Source organism: Chitinophaga sp. LS1 (assembly GCF_034274695.1).
Classification (GTDB): domain Bacteria; phylum Bacteroidota; class Bacteroidia; order Chitinophagales; family Chitinophagaceae; genus Chitinophaga.
Genome location: NZ_CP128362.1, coordinates 4,516,126 through 4,534,988, shown reverse-complemented (window position 1 = coordinate 4,534,988; position 18,863 = coordinate 4,516,126). Strand labels below are relative to the sequence as shown.

Genomic DNA, 18,863 nt, shown 5'->3' with positions numbered 1-18,863 from the left:
AATCTCGGTCTATTTTGGCAAAAGGAGGAGAATTATCTTAATACCGATTCGAGTTTGGCCAGTCCTTTTTCAAAATCCTTTCCTACCCATTTGTCCATCAGGAGGCCCATGAACTTTTTGAAAGGGTTACGCCCCAGTTCTGCTGTCATGGTCCAGGTCACACTGGTGCCACCGGGTACCGGTTCCAGTTTAAAGGTCGCTTTGGCCAGTCCCTGCTCCATAAAGTGCATATCTGTGGCAATGAACTCATTCAACCGGGAGCTGGTGATCATCATGGCCCCTTTGCCGATCTGCCGGTTTTGGCTTTCCCAGCTGTAGGCAGCTCCTATCCCACTCTCAGTATCGGTGTACAGGAGTTTCATATGAGGATCTGCCTGGTGCCAGGGAGACCAGTTTTCCCAGTTACGAACAGTATTGATCTGTTGAAATACAGCAGCAGGAGTGGCGGAAATGACCCTGACACGCACAACCTTCACAGTAGCCGGTAAAAACAGGCTAACTATGAAACACCCAGGGATGATCACAGCCAGAGCGCCCAGGAGAATAAAAAAGGTTTGCATCCCTAAAAGTTACCAAAAAAAAATGACTATTCCCACCGGAAAACTCTCACCGCCACAGCGTAAATGACCACACCCCATATTGTAATCACACCCAGCTCGAGGCCCAGGTTCCAGAGGTGCTGTCCTTCAAAGGCTACCTTCCGGAAAGCATCGTTCAGGTAAGTTAGTGGCATAATGCGGCAGATGACCTGCAACCAGGTAGGAAATACATCGACAGAAACAAAGGTACCTGCCAGGAGAAATTGAGGCAGGGTAATGATATTGGCAAATAGCGGAATCGTGCTCTCGCTATTGGCGAGACCGCTCACTACAAAGCCAAAGCCCATGAACACCACAACACCCAGCGCAGTCAGTATCAGCATTTCAAAAAAGGTACTCCACCCGTTTACCAGCGTGAAACCAAAGAAGAAATAACCGATCGCAATGATCAGGATCGCGCCGGAGATCTGGAATACCAGGCGGGCCAGGGATTCACCCAATACGATATGTAAGCGCCGGATTGGCGTAGCGAAGAAACGTTTTAATACCAGCGTCTGTCTTAAACCGAAAAACAGGAAAGCAGTGCTGAATACGGCTGCACTGAGCAGGGAAAAGCTCAGCAAACCAGGCAATATAAAATCGATGGTAGTATACCGGCGGCCAGGCAGCGTGATCATGGGTTCGATCCTGGCCACAGAAGCATGGCTGTAATATTTGGCATCTGCATTCCGGATCACACCATTCAGGATGGCATTGAATACGCCGATCTTTTCAACAGCAGCGGTAGAGGTATAGACCTGGATGGAGTTGGAAGGAGCATTGTCTACAGCAGGGAGTTCCTTTACTTTCAGAATAGCGGTGATATGCCCCTTTTTCAGCTCTGCCTGCAATTCTGCATTCGTTTTGTCTGTCACCAGTTTCAGGCTCTTCTCCTTCAATAACTGCTGGTACAGGTAACTATGGGTATCCGTCGCACTGTCCACACCTACTTTTACAGATACAGTGCTATCCCCGATAAAGCCAAAACAAAGTAAGATCACCAAGGGAAAACCTAAACTGAATACTACAGCCGAAGGGCTTCTCAATATTGCTTTCAAACTTGCTTTTGCCATGGCCAGCAGAGCTGTCCCTTGACTGTATTTCACCGCCATACGCCTATTTAGTTGCTAGAAAATCGCGTAAAACTACTATTGTTTTACCTAAGTTGTATAAAAAAACCTGCCACTGTGGGCAGGTTTTAAGTAAATTTTAAGTGACGATGCTATTTGATCTCAATATCAAAGGGAATTCTGGCCTGTACCTGACCACTCATTTCTTTGATCCTCTTCACCTGCTCGTACAGGTTGTAGTTTTCACCCAGTTCTTTCTTCACCATCCGGGATTGCATATCGCCACCCAGACTTCTCACTACCTTTTCAAGGCCACCCTGTGGTTCAGGATATTCTTTTACATTGAAAGAACCGGCATGCACCATCTTCGCTGCACATGCAATCGCGTCCTGAATACCACCGATACGGTCTACCAGACCCAATTCTTTTGCCTGTACACCACTCCATACACGTCCCTGTGCAATGCTGTCTACCACTGCACCACTCAGTTTACGGCCATTGACTACCCGGGTTTTGAATACCATGTAAGTCGTATCAACGCCATTCTGGATGAAACGTTTTTCATCGTCTGTCATAGCACGGCTGGCAGTACCAAGATCAGCATACTGTGCGGTTTTCACACCGTCGAAAGTGACACCCAGTTTATTCTTAAAGAAATTACCCAGGTTCGGGATCACGGCAAATACACCAATAGAACCTGTGAGGGTATTGGGTTCTGCAAAGATAGAATCGGCCATACAGGAGATGTAATAACCACCGGAAGCGGCATAATCACCCATAGATACGATCACTGGTTTATCTTTCTTAGCCAGGGTCAGTTCGCGCCAGATGCTTTCTGAAGCAAGTGCGCTACCTCCCGGGGAGTTCACCCTGAATACGATAGCTTTGATATCCTTGTCCTGACGGGCTTCCCTGATCAGTTTGATATATCGGTCACTGCTGATGACAGTTTCTTTTTCGCTATCGCCACCTACAATGCTACCCTGTGCATAGATGAGGGCGATCTTGGCGTCGTTGTCCCTGAAACGGTGCTCGTTGGCATTTTCGTAGTTGCTCAGGGTCACGAAGTTCACTTTGTCAGTTCCGCTCAGGCTCAGGCGGGATTTGATTTCGTCCATCACCTGATCGTCGTAGCGCAGGCCATCCACCAGTTTCAGGCGGGCGGCATCTTCTGCATGCTGGATAGCGCCGTCATTGGCGTATTTGTGCAGGGTAGCCGTATCGATTTTACGGCTCTGGCCTATATTATATAAGAAATTGCTATACAGTTCACCCAGGTAAGCATTGGTCTGGATGCGGTTTGCAGGGGTCATTTCCGTTTCGCGCAGTGGTTCGGTGGCGCTTTTGAAACGGCCATCGTAGAAGATCTGCGGCTGGATCTCCAACTTTTCCAGCAGCCCTTTCAGGAAGGTGACCTGTGAATAGAAGCCATTGAAGTCAAGACCGCCTTTTGGATGGAGGTATACCTTGTTGGCCACAGAGGCGACAAAGTAGCTCTGCTGGCTCATATTCTCGCCATAGGCATAGATCCACTTGCCACTGGCTTTGAAGCGCTCAAGTGCGTTTCTGAATTCCTGATTGGTGGCAAAGCCGTTGGCATTGCCTTCTACTTTCAGGTAAATACCTTTGATATTATCATCGCCGGTGGCATTGTCAACCAGCCTGATGACGTCGAACAATCCAGGAGTGCCACCATCTCCTTTTTTAGTGAGCATGCTGAGTGGGTTGGCGACTTTCTGTTCACTGAGTTCCTGGTTTGTTTCCAGTACCAGTACGCCATTAGGGGAAATGACAACTTTATCGGGCGATAAAGCACTTCCGATCAATCCCAGGAGGATAACGATTCCCAAAACACCTACGACAATGAGTGCTAGTAGGGTGGCAAAAAAGATTTTAAAGAAACTACGCATATTTTGAGATTAAGGAAAACTGCTTTTCCCAAAAATAAAGATTATGTCTACTTTTGGGCCGTTGAAGATACATGAATAAAGCAATATTACTTATAGGTGGTAATCTGGGCAACCGTACAGAGAACCTGCAACAGGCTGTGATGCAAATAGATAAGCGGGCGGGAACCGTTGAAAAAAAGTCGGGATTGTACGAAACCGCTGCGTGGGGCCATGTGCAGCAGCCAGACTACCTGAATCAGGCTTTGCAGATAGATACGACCCTGAGTGCTGAAGAGCTGTTGGATACCGTACTGGATATAGAACGGCAGTTGGGAAGGGTACGCCAACAAAAATGGGGGGCACGGGTCATAGATATAGATATCATCTTTTATAATGATGCGGTGATCGATTTGCCGGCGCTGAAAGTGCCACATCCGCAGATGGCGAACAGACAGTTTGTACTGGTGCCGCTGGCGGAGATTCGTCCCGATTGGATACATCCGGTACTACATAAAGATGTCAGCGCTCTGCTGGCGGAGTGTACGGATACATTACCTGCCCAAAAATTTCAGTTACAGGAGCAAGCCAGATGAATTATAAATACATTACAATTGAAGGAAATATAGGGGCTGGTAAAACGACGCTGGCTACAAGACTGGCGAAGCACTTTGGTGCGCAACTGATATTGGAAGAGTTTGCGGATAATCCATTTTTGCCTAAGTTTTACGAGAAGCCACAGCAGTATGCTTTTCCGTTGGAGCTGTTTTTCATGGCAGAACGGTATAAGCAGCTGAAAGATATGTTGCAGACGCAGGATATGTTTAACAACTTTTTTATATCGGATTACCTGTTTATAAAGAGTTTGCTGTTTGCAAAGGTGACATTGAAAGATGAGGAATATAACCTGTACCAGAAGCTGTTTGATATTATTAATCCGCAGTTGTTACAACCGGATTTGCTGATATTTCTGAATGCACCGATTACAAAGTTGCAGCAGAATATAAAGAACAGGAACAGGTCTTATGAGCAATCGATACCTGATAGTTATCTGGGGAATTTGCAGGATGTGTATATGCAGTATATCAAGCAGCACCCGGTGAAGACATTGATGGTGGATACGACAAAGGTTGATTTTCTCAGGAATCCTGAAGAGTTTGAGAGATTGTTAAAAGCATTGGAGCAAGATTATCCGCCGGGAATAAATTACTTTTAAAAGAATTTGCTATAAGCCAAATAAAAACGCTTTTGCCTACGGCAAAAGCGTTTTTATTTTTTGGGGGGGTATTTTTTCAGGATCGCTTGCAGCGGTCCTGAAAAAATAGATATAGAATTAATTACTCCAATAATAATTAATTACTCCATAATAATAATCAATTACTCCGCAACCAAAGATATAGAGCTTCTCTATTACGTAATAAATAATATTGCTTTGCTCTATATATCTAAGGCGGTTATATTTACGCTAATTTGATGATTAATTTAGTTTTGTTTACTACGGGCTGACTGTCTAGTCAGCCCATTTTTTGTGCAATAGTCTTTGCAGCAATATAGCCACTACTCCATGCATGCTGGAAGTTGAACCCACCTGTGATACCATCTACATCCATGACTTCACCGCCAAAGAACAATTGCGGCAATAATTTACTTTCCATCGTATTCGGATCGATCTCTGATAATTTGATGCCCCCACAGGTGACAAATTCTTCTTTGAAGGTGGTCTTCCCTTTCACGGGGCATTCCATAGCCACCAGTTGTTTGATGAGTTTATTCTGTTCCTTTGAAGGCACATCGGCCCAGCGGGCGTCTTCGGCAATGCCTGACTGTTCCAGCATAAATAGCCATAAGCGCTGTGGCAGGCCAAAAGGATTTTTGTTGTAGATCTTTTGTCCACCCAGTTCGAATCGCAGGCTTTGGAGATCTTCCCGCAGGCTGTTTTCATTGTGATCCGGCAGCCAGTTGATAACAGCGGTAAACTGGTAGTTCAGATCTGCCAGTTCTCTTGCCCCCCAGGCAGAGGTCCGCAAAATAGCGGGGCCACTCAACCCCCAGTGGGTGATGAGCACCGGGCCCTGTTCCTGTAGCTTGGTGCCTGCAATCTTCACAGCGGCGATAGCGCTGACACCCATGAGAGAGATAATGGGATTGCCCGGCATATTGAAAGTAAAGAGCGACGGCAAAGGAGGTACGATTTCATGACCGGTGTTCTGCAACCATCCGAACTTATCAGCCTGCGGATACCCTCCGGCCGCTACAAATACAAACTTAGTTTCGATAGGCGCTTCGTCCTGCAACAACACTTTCCAGCCATCGGAGGTTTGTTCCAGCCCGCTTACGGCCGTGTTGGTTCTGATCTGCACCCTGTGTTTATCTGCTTCCTTCAGGAGACAATCGATGATGGTCTGGGAACTATCCGTAACCGGAAACATACGTCCATCGGGTTCAGCCTTGAGCGAAACCCCTCTTTCCTGGAACCACTGGATGGTGTCAGGCACGAAAAAATGCCCAAAAGACTTCTTCACAAAATGCTGTCCCCTTGGATAACGCTTTGACATATATAATATATCAGGGGCATTATGCGTGACATTGCACCTGCCGCCGCCGGATACTTTTACTTTGGAAAGCAGCTTGCCAGTCTTCTCTAACAGGATGACTTCCAGTGATTTTGCCATTCTGGCGGCATTTACCGCACAGAAGAAACCAGCTGCCCCACCCCCAATAACTACTAATCTATTGTCTTTCATTTATTTATACCTGATCGTTAAACTGATATTTTCTTAACCATTTTCGGCCTGCAATATCCTAAGAAAGTTTATAACAATTTAGTTTATAAAACACTAGCCGTATTTTTTGTATATGTTATTTTTTCATATTATTTTGCATATTATATTTTTGTATACTATATTGTCGCAAATAAGTTTCCACATGCAATCTGTGAAATCTAAAACTAATCGCTTAAAGTGGTTGCTCCCATTATGTCTGATGGGTATTACAGCAGCCCTTGCATTTTATCCCGCCGATGAATGGCAGGATAAAATTACGCAAGCCCTTGAACAGTACAGCAAACGCTTTCCCCAGGAAAAAGTTTATCTGCAGGTAGACAAAGATTACTACGGTGCGGGTGAAACCATCTGGTTTAAGGCATATGTACTGCTACAAGGCCAACCTTCTCTCTCTGCAACGAACCTGTACGTAGAATTAATCGATAAGAGTGGGAAGATTGTTCAAAAGAAACTTATTTCTGTGGGGGGGGCTACTGGTTCAGGTGCGTTTGTAGTTCCGGAAACAATGCCGCCGGGTCAATACCAGATCCGTGCTTATACTGCCTGGATGCTGAACTTTGATGCGGAGTTCTTGTTTTACAAGGACATCGAAATCTTTGATCCGGCTCACCCTGGCCAATTGCCGGCTAAACCAGTTGGCAATGACTTTTCTGTTCAATTTTTCCCTGAAGGCGGTAATGCGATCGTAGGTGTGGGCGGTCGTATTGCATTCAAGGCGATTAATGATCAGGGTTACCCTATCGAAGTAAATGGTATCGTACAGAACCTGAAAGGGGAAACAGTTACATTACTGAAAACAACGCGCGACGGTATGGGCATGTTTGACCTGACCCCTGTAGCCGGTGAAACTTACAAGGCAATCGTTCAAACCAGCAAAGGACAACAAAAAACGGTACTGCTGCCACAATTAAAGACAGCGGGTGTGGGACTTAAAATATTCAATAAAGGTACACGTATCTTCTATCAGACTTTGCCGGCTACGAAAGATAATCCTATATATAACAATATGTTGGTTGTAGCACAGATGCAACAACACGTGATATATAAAGCCAAGCTGAATGCAGCTGAGGGACAGTTGAGCGGTTTCATTCCTACTGCCAACCTGCCTTCAGGTATCGTACAGTTCACCATCTTCACTGCGGATGGTATGCCAATCGCAGAGCGACTGGCATTTGTACGTAAACCTGATCAGCTGCAACTGACTTTACAGAATTTAAAGATCAACAATCAGCCAAGACAGAAGAATGTACTGGAAGTAAAAGTGCCTGATACCATGCTGACCAGCCTGTCTGTATCTATCACTGATGCTGACAATGTGGTGATCAGCGATGATCAGAACAACATCCTCTCTAACCTGCTGATGACTTCTGACCTGAAAGGGTATATCGCTAATCCGGCTCAGTACTTCAGGGATATGGATCCAGCTACCATGCAGGGCCTGGACCTGGTGATGATGACGAATGGATGGAGAAGGTTTACATGGGAAAAAATTCTGCACAACTACCTGCCAGAGATCAAGTATCCTTATGAACAGGGGCTGCTGCTGAAAGGTATCGCAACCATCAACAAGGGTACTGCTCCGCTGTCAAATGGTAAAGTGGATTTCATCCTGAAACAGCCTGTTGATACTTCTACCGCATTCTCTTCTGTTACTACGAATGATAAAGGTGAATTTGCCATAGACCGTCTGCAGTTCGTAGATACCATCAACGTATTCTATCGTGCAAACGATCCGAATAAAGCCTGGAAAGACGTGAACGTGAAGTTTGAGAATCATTTCTTCGAGACGCAGTCTTCTGCTAACATGCCTTATCCTTTCAGAGAGCCACAGCCTATTGAAAACACTGTGCTGAACAGCTTCCTGAATACAGTAAATGAAAACAATGCAGTAACACGTTCTATACAGCAGAAACCAATCTTCCTGCAGGAATATAACGTAAAGGATAAACGTCTGAGCAGAACCGATGTAGTAGAACAACGTTATGCTACCGGTATGTTTAACGCGGGTGATGGTTATTCATTTGACCTGACCAAGTCTGAAAACGGTTCCATCAACATCTTCCAGTACCTGCAGTCCAAAGTACCAGGTCTGACGATCAATACAACAGATCCTACTACCCCGGCTATGCAATGGCGTGGTGGTGCACCGGTACTGTTCCTGAATGAAATGCCGACCAATGTGGCCATGCTGAATAACATCAACATCCAGGATGTGGCGTTCATCAAGGTATTGCGTCCGACTTTCGTAGGTGGTTTTGGTGGTAGCAGTGGTGCGATTGCGGTGTACCTGAGACGTGGTGGTGATAGCAAGTCTGATGTGGATACACATGGATTTGAAAAATACCGCAAGGCTGGTTATGATATCGTAAAAGAATTCTATGCACCTGATTATACTGTACGTAAAGAGATCCATATTTTGCAGGATAAGCGACTGACACTGTACTGGAATCCAAACCTGGTAGCAGATACCCTGACACATACAGCACGTATTTCTTTCTACAATAATGACTTTACAAGAAGGTTCAGAGTTGTGGTAGAAGGTATGGCTGAAGATGGAACACTGGGTCGTGTGGAACAATTGTATTAATAAATAGTATACGGCATTATTATGGCTTTTAGTTTTGCCTGGGCAATATTGCCCAGGCAAAACTAAAAGCCATAATAATATATGAATTAAATTATAGGAAAATTTGGCTGATTAAGAGAGTTTAGACGCTCTTACTTTGCGTATTATTCTGTTATGCATATCGTGGGGCTTCCTCATCGCTGAATTTCTTTTCGCTAACTTGCAATATTTATTGTGGTTGTGCGTACAAATATTTCATGTAATTTGATCTACTAAGATAAAAGGCCATGATTTCAGTCAATCCATATTTAGTTTATAGAGGGAATTGTGAAGAAGCGTTCAGTTTCTACAAAACAGTGTTTGGTAGTGAAAGCCTCTACATAGGCCGTTACAAGGATGTGCCGGAGGAGGCCAGGAAATTTTTCCCAAACGCACATGATGAAAATGTTATGCATGCCACACTGCAAATCGGTGAAAGGACAGTTCTGATGGGGAATGATAGTGCAGATATATCTGAGCAATCGGCGGCTTCGTTTTCAAGAGATTTCTATCTTTACCTCAATACAGATAATTCCGAAGAGGCTATTCGGATATTTAATGAGCTATCAGTCGGTGGAGAAATAAAAGTGCCTATCGCCCAAACCTTCTGGAGTCCTTATTATGGGGTACTTACCGATAGATTTGGAATTCACTGGAAAATCACCTCTCATCCAGATAAGGAAGGCTAAAAACAAATTATAATTTGATGACTGAACTATACCTAAGCACTTTTCTCTCTTTCATGAATGTTTTATTCAGATACCTAATGGGTCCGCGTTTCTATTTGGTTGATTCCAAGAGGTTTTAACCAGGATACAACTCCTTTTTTGTAGCTGCCTGCAGGGAATTTTGTTATATTTATTGCGTATCGTTTCGTAAATACAATCTTCCCGGAATGCAACACATGCCATCTATCGCCATAGATATGGACGAAACCATCGCGGATCCCATTACAAAAGCCCGCTCCTGGTATTACCGGGACTACGGCACCATCTTTACAGAAGACCAGCTCAGGGGTAAATCTATCTCTGAAGCCGTACCACCTGAACACAAAGGCATCATCCACCAATATCTCAATACCCCTGGTTTCTTCCGTGACCTCCCCGTATACCCGGATGCTCAAAGGGTGATCGAAGAACTGAACAAAAAATACAAAGTATACATCGTCTCTGCCGCCATGGAATTTCCGAATTCCCTGATGGACAAGATCAGCTGGCTGCAGGACCACTTCCCCTTCCTCACCTGGCGGCAGTACTGCCTGTGTGGCGACAAAAGCCTGGTACAAACGGATTACATGATCGATGACCTGATCAGGAACTTCCAGTTCTTCAAAGGCACCCCCCTGCTCTTTACAGGACCTCATAATATCCATATCGAAGGGTATAACCGTATATTAAACTGGGAAGACGCGGCCTCGAAATTACTCTGACCGGCATCATTCCTGTAACAGGATATCACATAAACAGCTAATTATTATCTGATGATCAGAAAGGGACTATTATTGTTACTGCCCATCCTGGGCCTCTATTGGAATACAAGCTATGGACAGCACCTCAAAGCGGGATTTGACCCCAAAGAATATGCAGACATGCTCGCTATCTGCTTCCTTAACGCAGATACCCCGTGGACCAAAAAGATACCACCCCCGGAGGACTCCAAACTCATTTACCGCTCCAAAGAAACAGGTTTACACAATCGCTGGGACCTCTGGACCTACCATGGCAATGTGGCCGTGATCAGCATCCGGGGCACGGTGGGCAACAAAGAATCCTGGATGGAAAACTTCCATGCCGGCATGATCCCCGCCATTGGTTCCTTTCAGCTGAACGATAGCACTCACTTCAAATACCGCTTTGCCAAAGACAGTAATGCATATGTACATGCGGGTTGGACACTGGCCCTGGCCTCAATGGCAGACGATATCGTGGCAAAGATCAAAGACTGCTACCGGCAAGGAATACATGATTTCATCCTCACAGGACATAGCCAGGGTGGTGCGATCACCTTCCTGCTCCGTTCCTATCTTGAATACATAGACGATCCGGCTTTCCCAAAAGATATTACCATCAAAACCTATAGCAGTGCTGCTCCAAAACCAGGGAATTTATACTACGCGTACGACTATGACTTCGTGACACGTAATGGCTGGGGATTCAGAATTATCAATGCCCGTGACTGGGTGCCGGAAGCCCCATTTTCGCTACAGACCACCCGTGATTTCAATAGCCCGAATCCTTTCCAGTATGTAAAAAAGTCGCTGCGAAAACAATCGCTGCCTGTAAGAATTGTGCTGAGTTATATGTATGGCAGACTGGATAACAGCAGTAAAAAGGCTAGCCGGCGCATGCAAAAAGTTTTGGGCAAACGGCTATATGGTATGGTGAAAAAAACATTGCCTCAATATAAGATGCCGCCTTTTGTAGGCAGCCATAATTACGCCCCTGCCGGCGTACCGATCATACTCGCTCCCACAGCGGATTACGACACGCAATTCCCCTTCGATGGCAAGAACATTTTTGTACATCATGCTTACGATCCGTACCGCTATTTGCTGGAAGCAGACTACCTGAAATGATCATATTAAACCGTACAGAATCAAATCAAACCGCTTAACACGGAATTAACTAAGCACTTAACTTCGGATTAACCAGGTTCGATGTTTTTAAGCGGTATGTTTGTGTCGATAAAAGCAAAAGCACGTTGTCCTTTACTTCCATGTTCCTGCTACCATGCGCAGGGTAGCAGGACTTGGGGGTTAGGGGTTAAGATTGTCATGTGAATTAACTTATTGTATTATTATATAGGGGGAACACATCGGGATTCATGTTATCCGGAATCAAAAACCAACTAAAAAAGGGACTGCCTGCTGGTAGCCCCTTTTTGATCTGTATGGTGCGAAGGTTAGTTCTTTAATTTAAGTTAGCCCTTCAATGCAGGTTCCCTTTCAATGTAGGTTCCCTTTCAATGCAGATTACCTTTCAATGCAGGTGACCCTTCAATGTAGGTTCCCTTTCAATGCAGGTTACCCTTCAATGCAGGTTACCTTTCAATGCAGATTAATCCTTTAATTTATGAAGGAAGGTGCTGAGTTTAAACAGCAGCTCATCCTGCAGACCGGCTCTCAGCTTTGCTTCTTCATCGGTAATACCGAGTTTACGCATCCGCTGGTAATAGCCATAGGAGCCTCCAATCAGATCAAGGCATTCCTGGATCTTTTGTTTTACTTCTTCTTCTTTACTCTTCTTTTCAAATTCCTTTTTTGAGAGGATTTTGTGCAGGTAGAACACACTATCTCTTGGTTCTACCCATTGCTGTCCACGCTTGTGCTGGGGTTTATAGACTTCCAGGTAGCAATTGTCCAGTGTGAGTACATCGCCCAGTTCTGTCCGAAGATCGATTACAGGGGGGTGTTGTTTACTCTTTTTCAGCAGACCGCTGATCTGAGCCCCTTTTTCGCCGGCACTGACCAGTACCATGTGCAGGGCAGCCATTTCCATGCTAATGGTGATCTTGGTAAACCGGCTGCCAGCTTTCAGTTTGCCGATCAGGCTTGGATTGGCATGCTCATCAAATACGATATCTTCTACCAAAATTTTGCTAACCATGCGGTAGTTAGGGGTATAGCCTTCTGTATCAGGGGTTTCCTTTTTAGAGGCTTTTACCTTTTCCTGGCGGCGTACGGACTGCAGGTAATCGTCCATCATGCGGAGGTCCTGCATGCGGAGGCGATTGTACAGCTCGTGATGGGTGTAGTTGACGACATTGTTCAGCGAAAGCAGGTCATCCCATACATCGCCGTGCTGTGCTTTTTTCAGTTCTTCCAGCACTTCTTCGGCTGGCATATTACGACGGTATAATATTTCCGAGATCAGGAAGATTGAAAAGTCATTGACCGGGTATCCCAGTTCCGGCAGCAGATCATAGGGGCTGCGTTTTTGATCGGCAGCCTGTTGCAATTGATCGATGTCAGACACGACCGGGGCCAGCAGATATCTGCGGGCTGCCGCTCTCAGCTTCTTACTCACATAATCCAGCAGCTGATCGCTCAGCTGACGATGACTGGCAAAGTCATGCAATATCTGCACAAAACGCTTTGATGTAGGCAAGCCGAACTGTAGTAGAATATCATTTTCCATCTCCAGCACAACTGCACCACCGGCCTCTTCCCTGCCGGCCTTCGTCCGCAAATCTGGTTGCTGACAACGCTGATAGTACTCCTGTAATTTCAGTTTTAGCTTATCCATATGTTTTTATCGATTAGGTAAAAATTAATACACATACCTCTCCTAGACCAGTTCGCATGACAATGCCATATGACAAATGTCCATGTGCCGGTATTCGGATACAAATAGTTGTTTTACAACGAATTAAATAATGGGAGTAGTATTGTGAATTAAATGGGAGAATGCAAATCTAACCTTTTTTGGTATTGGAGCCAAATAAGGAGAACATCGGCCTGACTAAAATTCAAACTACACTACCGAGCACTGGTAATGTAATAGTTTGAAAATCAATATTAGATTATAGAAGTATAGAAGAGGCATCGAAGAAGCATCGAAGAAGCATCGAAGAGGCATCGAAGAGGCATCGAAGAAGCATCGAAGAAGCATCGAAGAAGCATCGAAGAAGCATCGAAGAAGCATCGAAGAAGCATCGAAGAGGCATCGAAGAGGCATCGAAGAGGCATCGAAGAGGCATCGAAGAAGCGTCGAAGAAGCGTCGAAGAAGCGTCGAAGTAAGCTTATAGTACGGTCGAAAAACAGTCGAAGAAAGCTACTCAAAATATTTTTCGTGTGAGTCTGCTTGTAAAACAAAAAGAATCAACTATTTTGGACACCAGGCGAACTAATATCAATAGCATATAAATTATTTTTTATATTTTGCCTGCCAGAAGTATTTCCATGCCAATAAGACGAATCATGTGAGACCTATAGAGCGAACAATTTAAGGCGGAATACCACAACAAGATCAGAAACAATTACAAACAATCTATAAACAGCGCATGACTAACAAGCCTACTGATTTTACCTGGAGTACGGATCCAAATCCGCACCATGTGAGAGTTCGACAAATCCTTAAAGAACACCCGGAGATGAGGGAACTCGTAGGAAAAAATCCATACACCATATTCCTGATTCTTGGGCTCGTTGGAGCACAGGTCGCCATATCATACTGGGTAAATGATCATTCCTGGTGGATGGTATTTGGCGCAGCCTACCTGGTGGGTGCATTTATCAGCCATGCCCTGTGGGTAATGATTCATGAGTCCAGTCACGGTCTTATCTTCAAAGGTAAATTACCCAATATGCTGGCTGGTATGATTGCCAACCTGCCACATATCTTCGCCAGCTCCGCCTCTTTCCAGAAATATCACCTGAAGCACCACGCTTACCAGGGTGAACATGACCTGGATGCGGATCTGCCTGATTTCTGGGAAGCCCGTCTGGTAAGCAACAACCCACTGAGCAAAATGATGTGGTTCCTGTTCTTCCCGGTATTCCAGGTAACCCGTACTGCCCGTTTGAACATCGAACTGTTTGACCGTTGGGTGGTATTGAACTGGGTGATTCAGCTGAGTTTTGATATAGCTATTATTGCCCTCATCGGTCCCAAGGCTTTTGTGTTTATGCTGGCCAGCTTCTTCTTCTCAGTAGGTTTACATCCGCTGGGCGCACGCTGGATACAGGAACACTACCTGACGCTGGATCCTGTACAGGAAACATATAGCTATTATGGTCCGCTGAATAAAGTAGCGTTCAATGTGGGATATCATAATGAACACCATGATTTCCCTTCCATTCCATGGAACAAACTGCCACAGATTAAATCAAAGGCACCGGCTTATTATGATTCATTGCTGTCACATCAGTCATGGTCTAAGCTGATATGGTTGTTTATTTTCAATCCAAAGCTTTCATTGTATTCAAGAGTGTTGAGGAAGGAGAAAGTGAAGATTGTGAAAGAGAAAGAAGAACAGGTATCTCTCTAAATAGAAAAGAGAAATTTATAAAAAAGGGAGTGTATCATACTTTTGATACGCTCCCTTTTTCTTGAAAATGATATTCATTCACCATTGGTGAATTCCCTCTTTCATGAATATTTTCTTTGAAAACGGTATTCATCCCCCATTGGTGAATTCCCTCTTTCATGAATGTTTTATTTGAAAATGGTATTCATTCCCCGTTGGTGAATACCCTCTTTCATAAATGTTTCCTTTGAAAATGATATTCATCCCCCGTTGGTGAATTCCCTCTTTCATGAATGTTTTCTTTGAACATGGTATTCATTCACCATTGGTGAATTCCCTCTTTCATGAATATTTTCTTTGAAAACGGTATTCATTCCCCATTGGTGACTTCCCTCTTTCATGAATGTTTTCTTTGGACAAATCTCAGTGTCCCTTTTTCTTTGAAAATAGTTCGTCCAGGCCATAATTTGATATGACTCTATAGGATTAAAATTTTCTTTTCGTGCTTATAGCAACAATCGTTTGTACTTAGAGTCTTAAATCAGTTTTTTCTACAGGCTGAAAAAGCACCAATAAAAGGTCGATTTTTGTAACTTAGTAATCTTATTGAGATGGGGGTAATGCCTCAAGCTCGCGCAGGCGTCTGAGATAATTATTTATCTGCGCCTGCTTTCTTTTTTTAGCCACTCCTGATTATCAGGTTCCATATATGGCACTCTATTTTTGAGTATAAAATAAGCGGCAATTAGGATTTTGTGTGAAATTGCAATAAGTGCTCGTTTTTTGCCTCTTCGTATACTCAAAGTATAATATTTTCTTTTCAGATAAGTATCTTTCGTATGTGCTGCAGCCCATGCTGCTTCCACGAGTGCGGTTTTAAGGGATCTGTTGCCATGATTGATTCTTTCACTTTTCTTTTTTCCGGCACTTTCATTATTACCAGGACATAAACCACACCAACTAGCCAAATGATGCTGATTAGGGAACGCATGCATATCTGTACCTATTTCGGCTAAGATGGCGGTAGCTGTTTGTTTTTGTACTCCGGGAATAGTCTGAAGTAATTTTACTTCTTCCTCCCATTTTTTTAAGTACTGATCTATACGGTTATCCACCTGACCAAGTAGGTCATTTAGCTGTAAAATAACAGTTTTAGACAGGCTGAGCATAAAACGGTGATGCTCATTGAGATGGCCTTCTAATGCAAGAATAAGCTCTTGTTTTTTGATTTTGAGCCTACCTTTTGCCAAATTGGCCAATATCATAGGATCCTGTTCTCCTTCAATAATGGCAGTGATCATTGACCAGCCACTTACACCGAATACATCACTGACTACAGTGCTCAATTTGATATTGGCTGTCTCTAAAATGTTCTGTAACCGGTTATATTCACTGGACCGCTGTCCTATTACTTTACGTTTGTATCGGTACAATTCCCGTAATTCGCGAGTGTATTGCGGTGGAATAAAACTTCCCTTTAGTAGCCCGCTTAGCAATAATTTTGCAATCCAGGCACTGTCATTGCGATCGGTCTTATGCCCCGGCACATATTTAATATGCCGGGCATTGACCAGAATAAGTTCAAAGTGAGGTTCCAGTATATTAAAAACAGGCTTCCAGTAAACCCCGTGCTCTCCATTGCGACATGTGTAATGCCGGATTCTTCAAGCCAAGCTACCAGGTCCCTAAGTGAACTTGTGAAAGTGCTAAAAGTGCGGGTTTGTTCTTCCAACCCATTTCCTCTGATGGTGGCTACTACATTCTCCTGGTGAACATCGAGGCCACAGCCGCGACTCACAACCTGTTCAAAACTGATATGTGATTGTTCCATGGTAGTACTTTTGTCGAAGGTACCACCATTTTCATAGTCGTTTGTGAACCCGGTTCATGAGGGTTTTTTCTGAAAATGGTTTTCATTCCCCGTTGGTGAATTCCCTCTTTCATGAAGGTTTTATTCCTTTACAGCTATCGCATATAAATACCAAGCCACATGCGGAAACCATTGCTCCGCCCATCTCCAGTCATAATCCGTCCCGGTCGTCGCATACGATAAATTGAACCTCCTCTTCCAAACTTCAGATAAGGTCTTTATAATTAATAAAGTGGTAAGTAAAGAAATATATGAATGAATGATTTTTTCGGTGAATTGCTTTTGGGACTACTGCAGAGATTTCGACTGAATCACATAATATCTTAATAATATATAGCGCTAGAAAAGACTACCGAAATATGTGGTTTTGCATAAACCGACAGATCGTAATTTACAATGGATTCCCACAACCCTCGGGAAATATTTTCATCCTATTAAGATATGCCTGATCAAAAGAAAAATGATGCTGGTAAAATGAGTGGATTCAAGATCTACGCCAATATGATTCTCCAGCATGCTGATATTCCCAAAAAGACGATCATCTTTAATACGATAGTATCTGGACTTGTTAATGCAATTTTATTATCCACACTAAACAGTGCGGCCAATTCAGCCGGAGAAGGTACCGTAAATATCCGCTACCTGATAGCCTTTGGCGTTGCGTTACTTATATTTTTCATTACTAAAAGGTATATTCTGCGGCAATCTGTTGAGATTGTCGAGAACTCTGTATATAACCTCAGATTGCGAATACTGAATAAACTGCGGCAATGTGATTTATCATCCATGGAATCTATCGGGAAGGACCAGATCTTTACACGTGTTTCCAACGACACCAACTTTATTTCTCAATCGGCGGCAATGATCATCAATGGCTTTCAGGCAGCCATCCTTGTATTCTTTGCATTAATTTATATTGCGATCCTTTCTGTCACCGCTTTCCTCGTTACCATCCTGGTGCTGGTGATAGCGGTCACCTATTATTTCAGAAGACAAAAAGAAGTGAATGAGGCAATGATGCTGACCAATAGGAATGAAGCCGCATTCTATGATCATATAGAAAACCTCGTGGAAGGATTTAAGGAAATAAAAATAAGTTCATTAAAAAATGAACAATTATATTTTGACATTAAACAAACTGCACTGGAAGGAAAAGATAACAAAGTAAAAAACGGTTTACACTTCGCAGTAGGATTCATGTTTTCCGAAATAGTATTTTATTTATTACTGGCATGTGTAGTATTTTTACTCCCGCAATTCCTTACATTGTATGCCGGTACCCTCACCCGCCTTACAGCATCTATCCTGTTCATTATAGGACCACTGGAAAATATTGTCACCACTATTCCCCTGTTCATTAAAGCTATCCACGCTACTAAGAACATACAACAACTGGAAAACAAGATTCAATCATTACGGAATAATGATACCACTCAAAAGAAACAACCACTCCCTCCTTTTGAGGAGCTGAGGCTGGAGAAAGTTTGTTATGAATATATAGATGAGGAAAATCAATCTTCCTTTTCTTTAGGCCCTATTGATCTTGTTTTAAAGAAAGGTGAACTGGTATGTATTGTAGGTGGTAACGGAAGTGGAAAATCAACCATGCTGAAAGTACTTACCAATCTCTATCATCCCAGCTCCGGCCGGATTCTTTATAATGGAAAAGATATTTCTCTTTATGACAATGAAGAATACAGGTCCGTTTTCTCCGCTATTTTTACAGATTTCCACCTGTTTCCAAAGATATATGGTGTGAAAGACCTCAACGAAGAAAAAGTAAATGAGTATATCAACCTGATGGCTCTTTCACATAAAACACATTTCGAGGGATTAAATTTCAGCAATGTAAGATTATCCACCGGACAGCGCAAACGGCTGGCCTTAATATGTGTGTTGCTGGAAGATAACCCCGTTATGATCCTGGATGAGGTAACGGCGGACCAGGATCCTGAGTTTAAAAAGTTCTATTACCTTGAAATACTATCCTCCCTGCGTCAAAGAGGGAAGACGGTTATGATGGTTTCTCATGATGATAAATATGCAGAACAATTCGATAGGATTATAGAAATGGAATATGGTAAAATTATTTCAAAATAGTCA

At 43.7% G+C, this 18,863-nt stretch carries 16 protein-coding genes; 8 read left to right on the top strand and 8 right to left on the bottom strand.

The window, feature by feature from the left end; translation table 11 throughout:
* Positions 1–32: 32 nt before the first annotated feature.
* From QQL36_RS18735 to sppA, 3 genes are all read right to left on the bottom strand, one after another.
* Positions 33–560, bottom strand: coding sequence for an SRPBCC family protein (locus QQL36_RS18735; RefSeq protein WP_321566379.1), 528 nt, complete (start codon positions 558–560; stop codon positions 33–35).
* 26 nt (positions 561–586) lie between these two features.
* The gene (locus tag QQL36_RS18730) at positions 587–1,690 is read right to left on the bottom strand and encodes an ABC transporter permease (protein ID WP_321566378.1); all 1,104 of its coding nucleotides are present in this window, start codon (positions 1,688–1,690) and stop codon (positions 587–589) included.
* Positions 1,691–1,800: 110 nt separating this feature from the next.
* Positions 1,801–3,558 (bottom strand): signal peptide peptidase SppA, encoded by a 1,758-nt coding sequence (gene sppA, locus QQL36_RS18725; protein WP_321566377.1) that lies wholly within the window; start codon positions 3,556–3,558, stop codon positions 1,801–1,803.
* Positions 3,559–3,629: 71 nt separating this feature from the next.
* Between sppA and folK the strand changes: the two genes are divergently transcribed.
* A complete protein-coding gene (folK, locus tag QQL36_RS18720; RefSeq protein WP_321566376.1) occupies positions 3,630–4,130 on the top strand; it encodes a 2-amino-4-hydroxy-6-hydroxymethyldihydropteridine diphosphokinase in 501 nt (166 codons plus the stop codon).
* Positions 4,127–4,750: a deoxynucleoside kinase gene (locus QQL36_RS18715; protein ID WP_083726621.1), complete on the top strand. Its 624-nt coding sequence runs from the start codon at positions 4,127–4,129 to the stop codon at positions 4,748–4,750. Before folK ends, QQL36_RS18715 begins: the two co-directional genes overlap by 4 nt.
* Positions 4,751–5,048: 298 nt before the next feature.
* Here QQL36_RS18715 and QQL36_RS18710 read toward each other — a convergent pair whose 3' ends face one another.
* Entirely contained in the window at positions 5,049–6,278 is a 1,230-nt protein-coding gene (locus QQL36_RS18710) for an NAD(P)/FAD-dependent oxidoreductase (protein ID WP_083726619.1), read from the bottom strand.
* Positions 6,279–6,459: 181 nt separating this feature from the next.
* Here QQL36_RS18710 and QQL36_RS18705 point away from each other — a divergent pair, with 181 nt between their 5' ends.
* From QQL36_RS18705 to QQL36_RS18690, 4 genes are all read left to right on the top strand, one after another.
* Complete coding sequence (locus tag QQL36_RS18705) at positions 6,460–8,904, top strand: MG2 domain-containing protein (protein ID WP_321566375.1); 2,445 nt, start codon at positions 6,460–6,462, stop codon at positions 8,902–8,904.
* Positions 8,905–9,170: 266 nt separating this feature from the next.
* Positions 9,171–9,611, top strand: coding sequence for a VOC family protein (locus QQL36_RS18700; RefSeq protein ID WP_321566374.1), 441 nt, complete (start codon positions 9,171–9,173; stop codon positions 9,609–9,611).
* Between the two features lie 206 nt (positions 9,612–9,817).
* Positions 9,818–10,351 (top strand): 5' nucleotidase, NT5C type, encoded by a 534-nt coding sequence (locus QQL36_RS18695; RefSeq protein WP_321566373.1) that lies wholly within the window; start codon positions 9,818–9,820, stop codon positions 10,349–10,351.
* A gap of 51 nt (positions 10,352–10,402) precedes the next feature.
* The gene (locus QQL36_RS18690) at positions 10,403–11,497 is read left to right on the top strand and encodes a lipase family protein (RefSeq protein WP_321566372.1); all 1,095 of its coding nucleotides are present in this window, start codon (positions 10,403–10,405) and stop codon (positions 11,495–11,497) included.
* A 481-nt stretch (positions 11,498–11,978) separates the two neighbouring features.
* On the opposite strand, the gene QQL36_RS18685 is transcribed toward QQL36_RS18690, so the two are convergent.
* Positions 11,979–13,166, bottom strand: coding sequence for a hypothetical protein (locus tag QQL36_RS18685; protein WP_321566371.1), 1,188 nt, complete (start codon positions 13,164–13,166; stop codon positions 11,979–11,981).
* Positions 13,167–13,924: 758 nt separating this feature from the next.
* Here QQL36_RS18685 and QQL36_RS18680 point away from each other — a divergent pair.
* Entirely contained in the window at positions 13,925–14,911 is a 987-nt protein-coding gene (locus QQL36_RS18680; RefSeq protein WP_083722431.1) for a fatty acid desaturase, read from the top strand.
* A gap of 34 nt (positions 14,912–14,945) precedes the next feature.
* Here QQL36_RS18680 and QQL36_RS18675 read toward each other — a convergent pair whose 3' ends face one another.
* The 3 genes from QQL36_RS18675 to QQL36_RS18665 all read right to left on the bottom strand — a co-directional run bounded on the left by QQL36_RS18675 (position 14,946) and on the right by QQL36_RS18665 (position 16,721).
* Entirely contained in the window at positions 14,946–15,071 is a 126-nt protein-coding gene (locus QQL36_RS18675; protein WP_321566370.1) for a hypothetical protein, read from the bottom strand.
* 475 nt (positions 15,072–15,546) lie between these two features.
* Positions 15,547–16,464, bottom strand: coding sequence for an IS110 family transposase (locus QQL36_RS18670; protein WP_321570553.1), 918 nt, complete (start codon positions 16,462–16,464; stop codon positions 15,547–15,549).
* The gene (locus QQL36_RS18665) at positions 16,380–16,721 is read right to left on the bottom strand and encodes a hypothetical protein (RefSeq protein WP_321566369.1); all 342 of its coding nucleotides are present in this window, start codon (positions 16,719–16,721) and stop codon (positions 16,380–16,382) included. The genes QQL36_RS18670 and QQL36_RS18665 overlap by 85 nt, the downstream gene beginning before the upstream one ends.
* A 480-nt stretch (positions 16,722–17,201) precedes the next feature.
* Between QQL36_RS18665 and QQL36_RS18660 the strand changes: the two genes are divergently transcribed.
* Complete coding sequence (locus QQL36_RS18660) at positions 17,202–18,860, top strand: cyclic peptide export ABC transporter (protein WP_083722433.1); 1,659 nt, start codon at positions 17,202–17,204, stop codon at positions 18,858–18,860.
* Positions 18,861–18,863 lie beyond the last annotated feature (3 nt).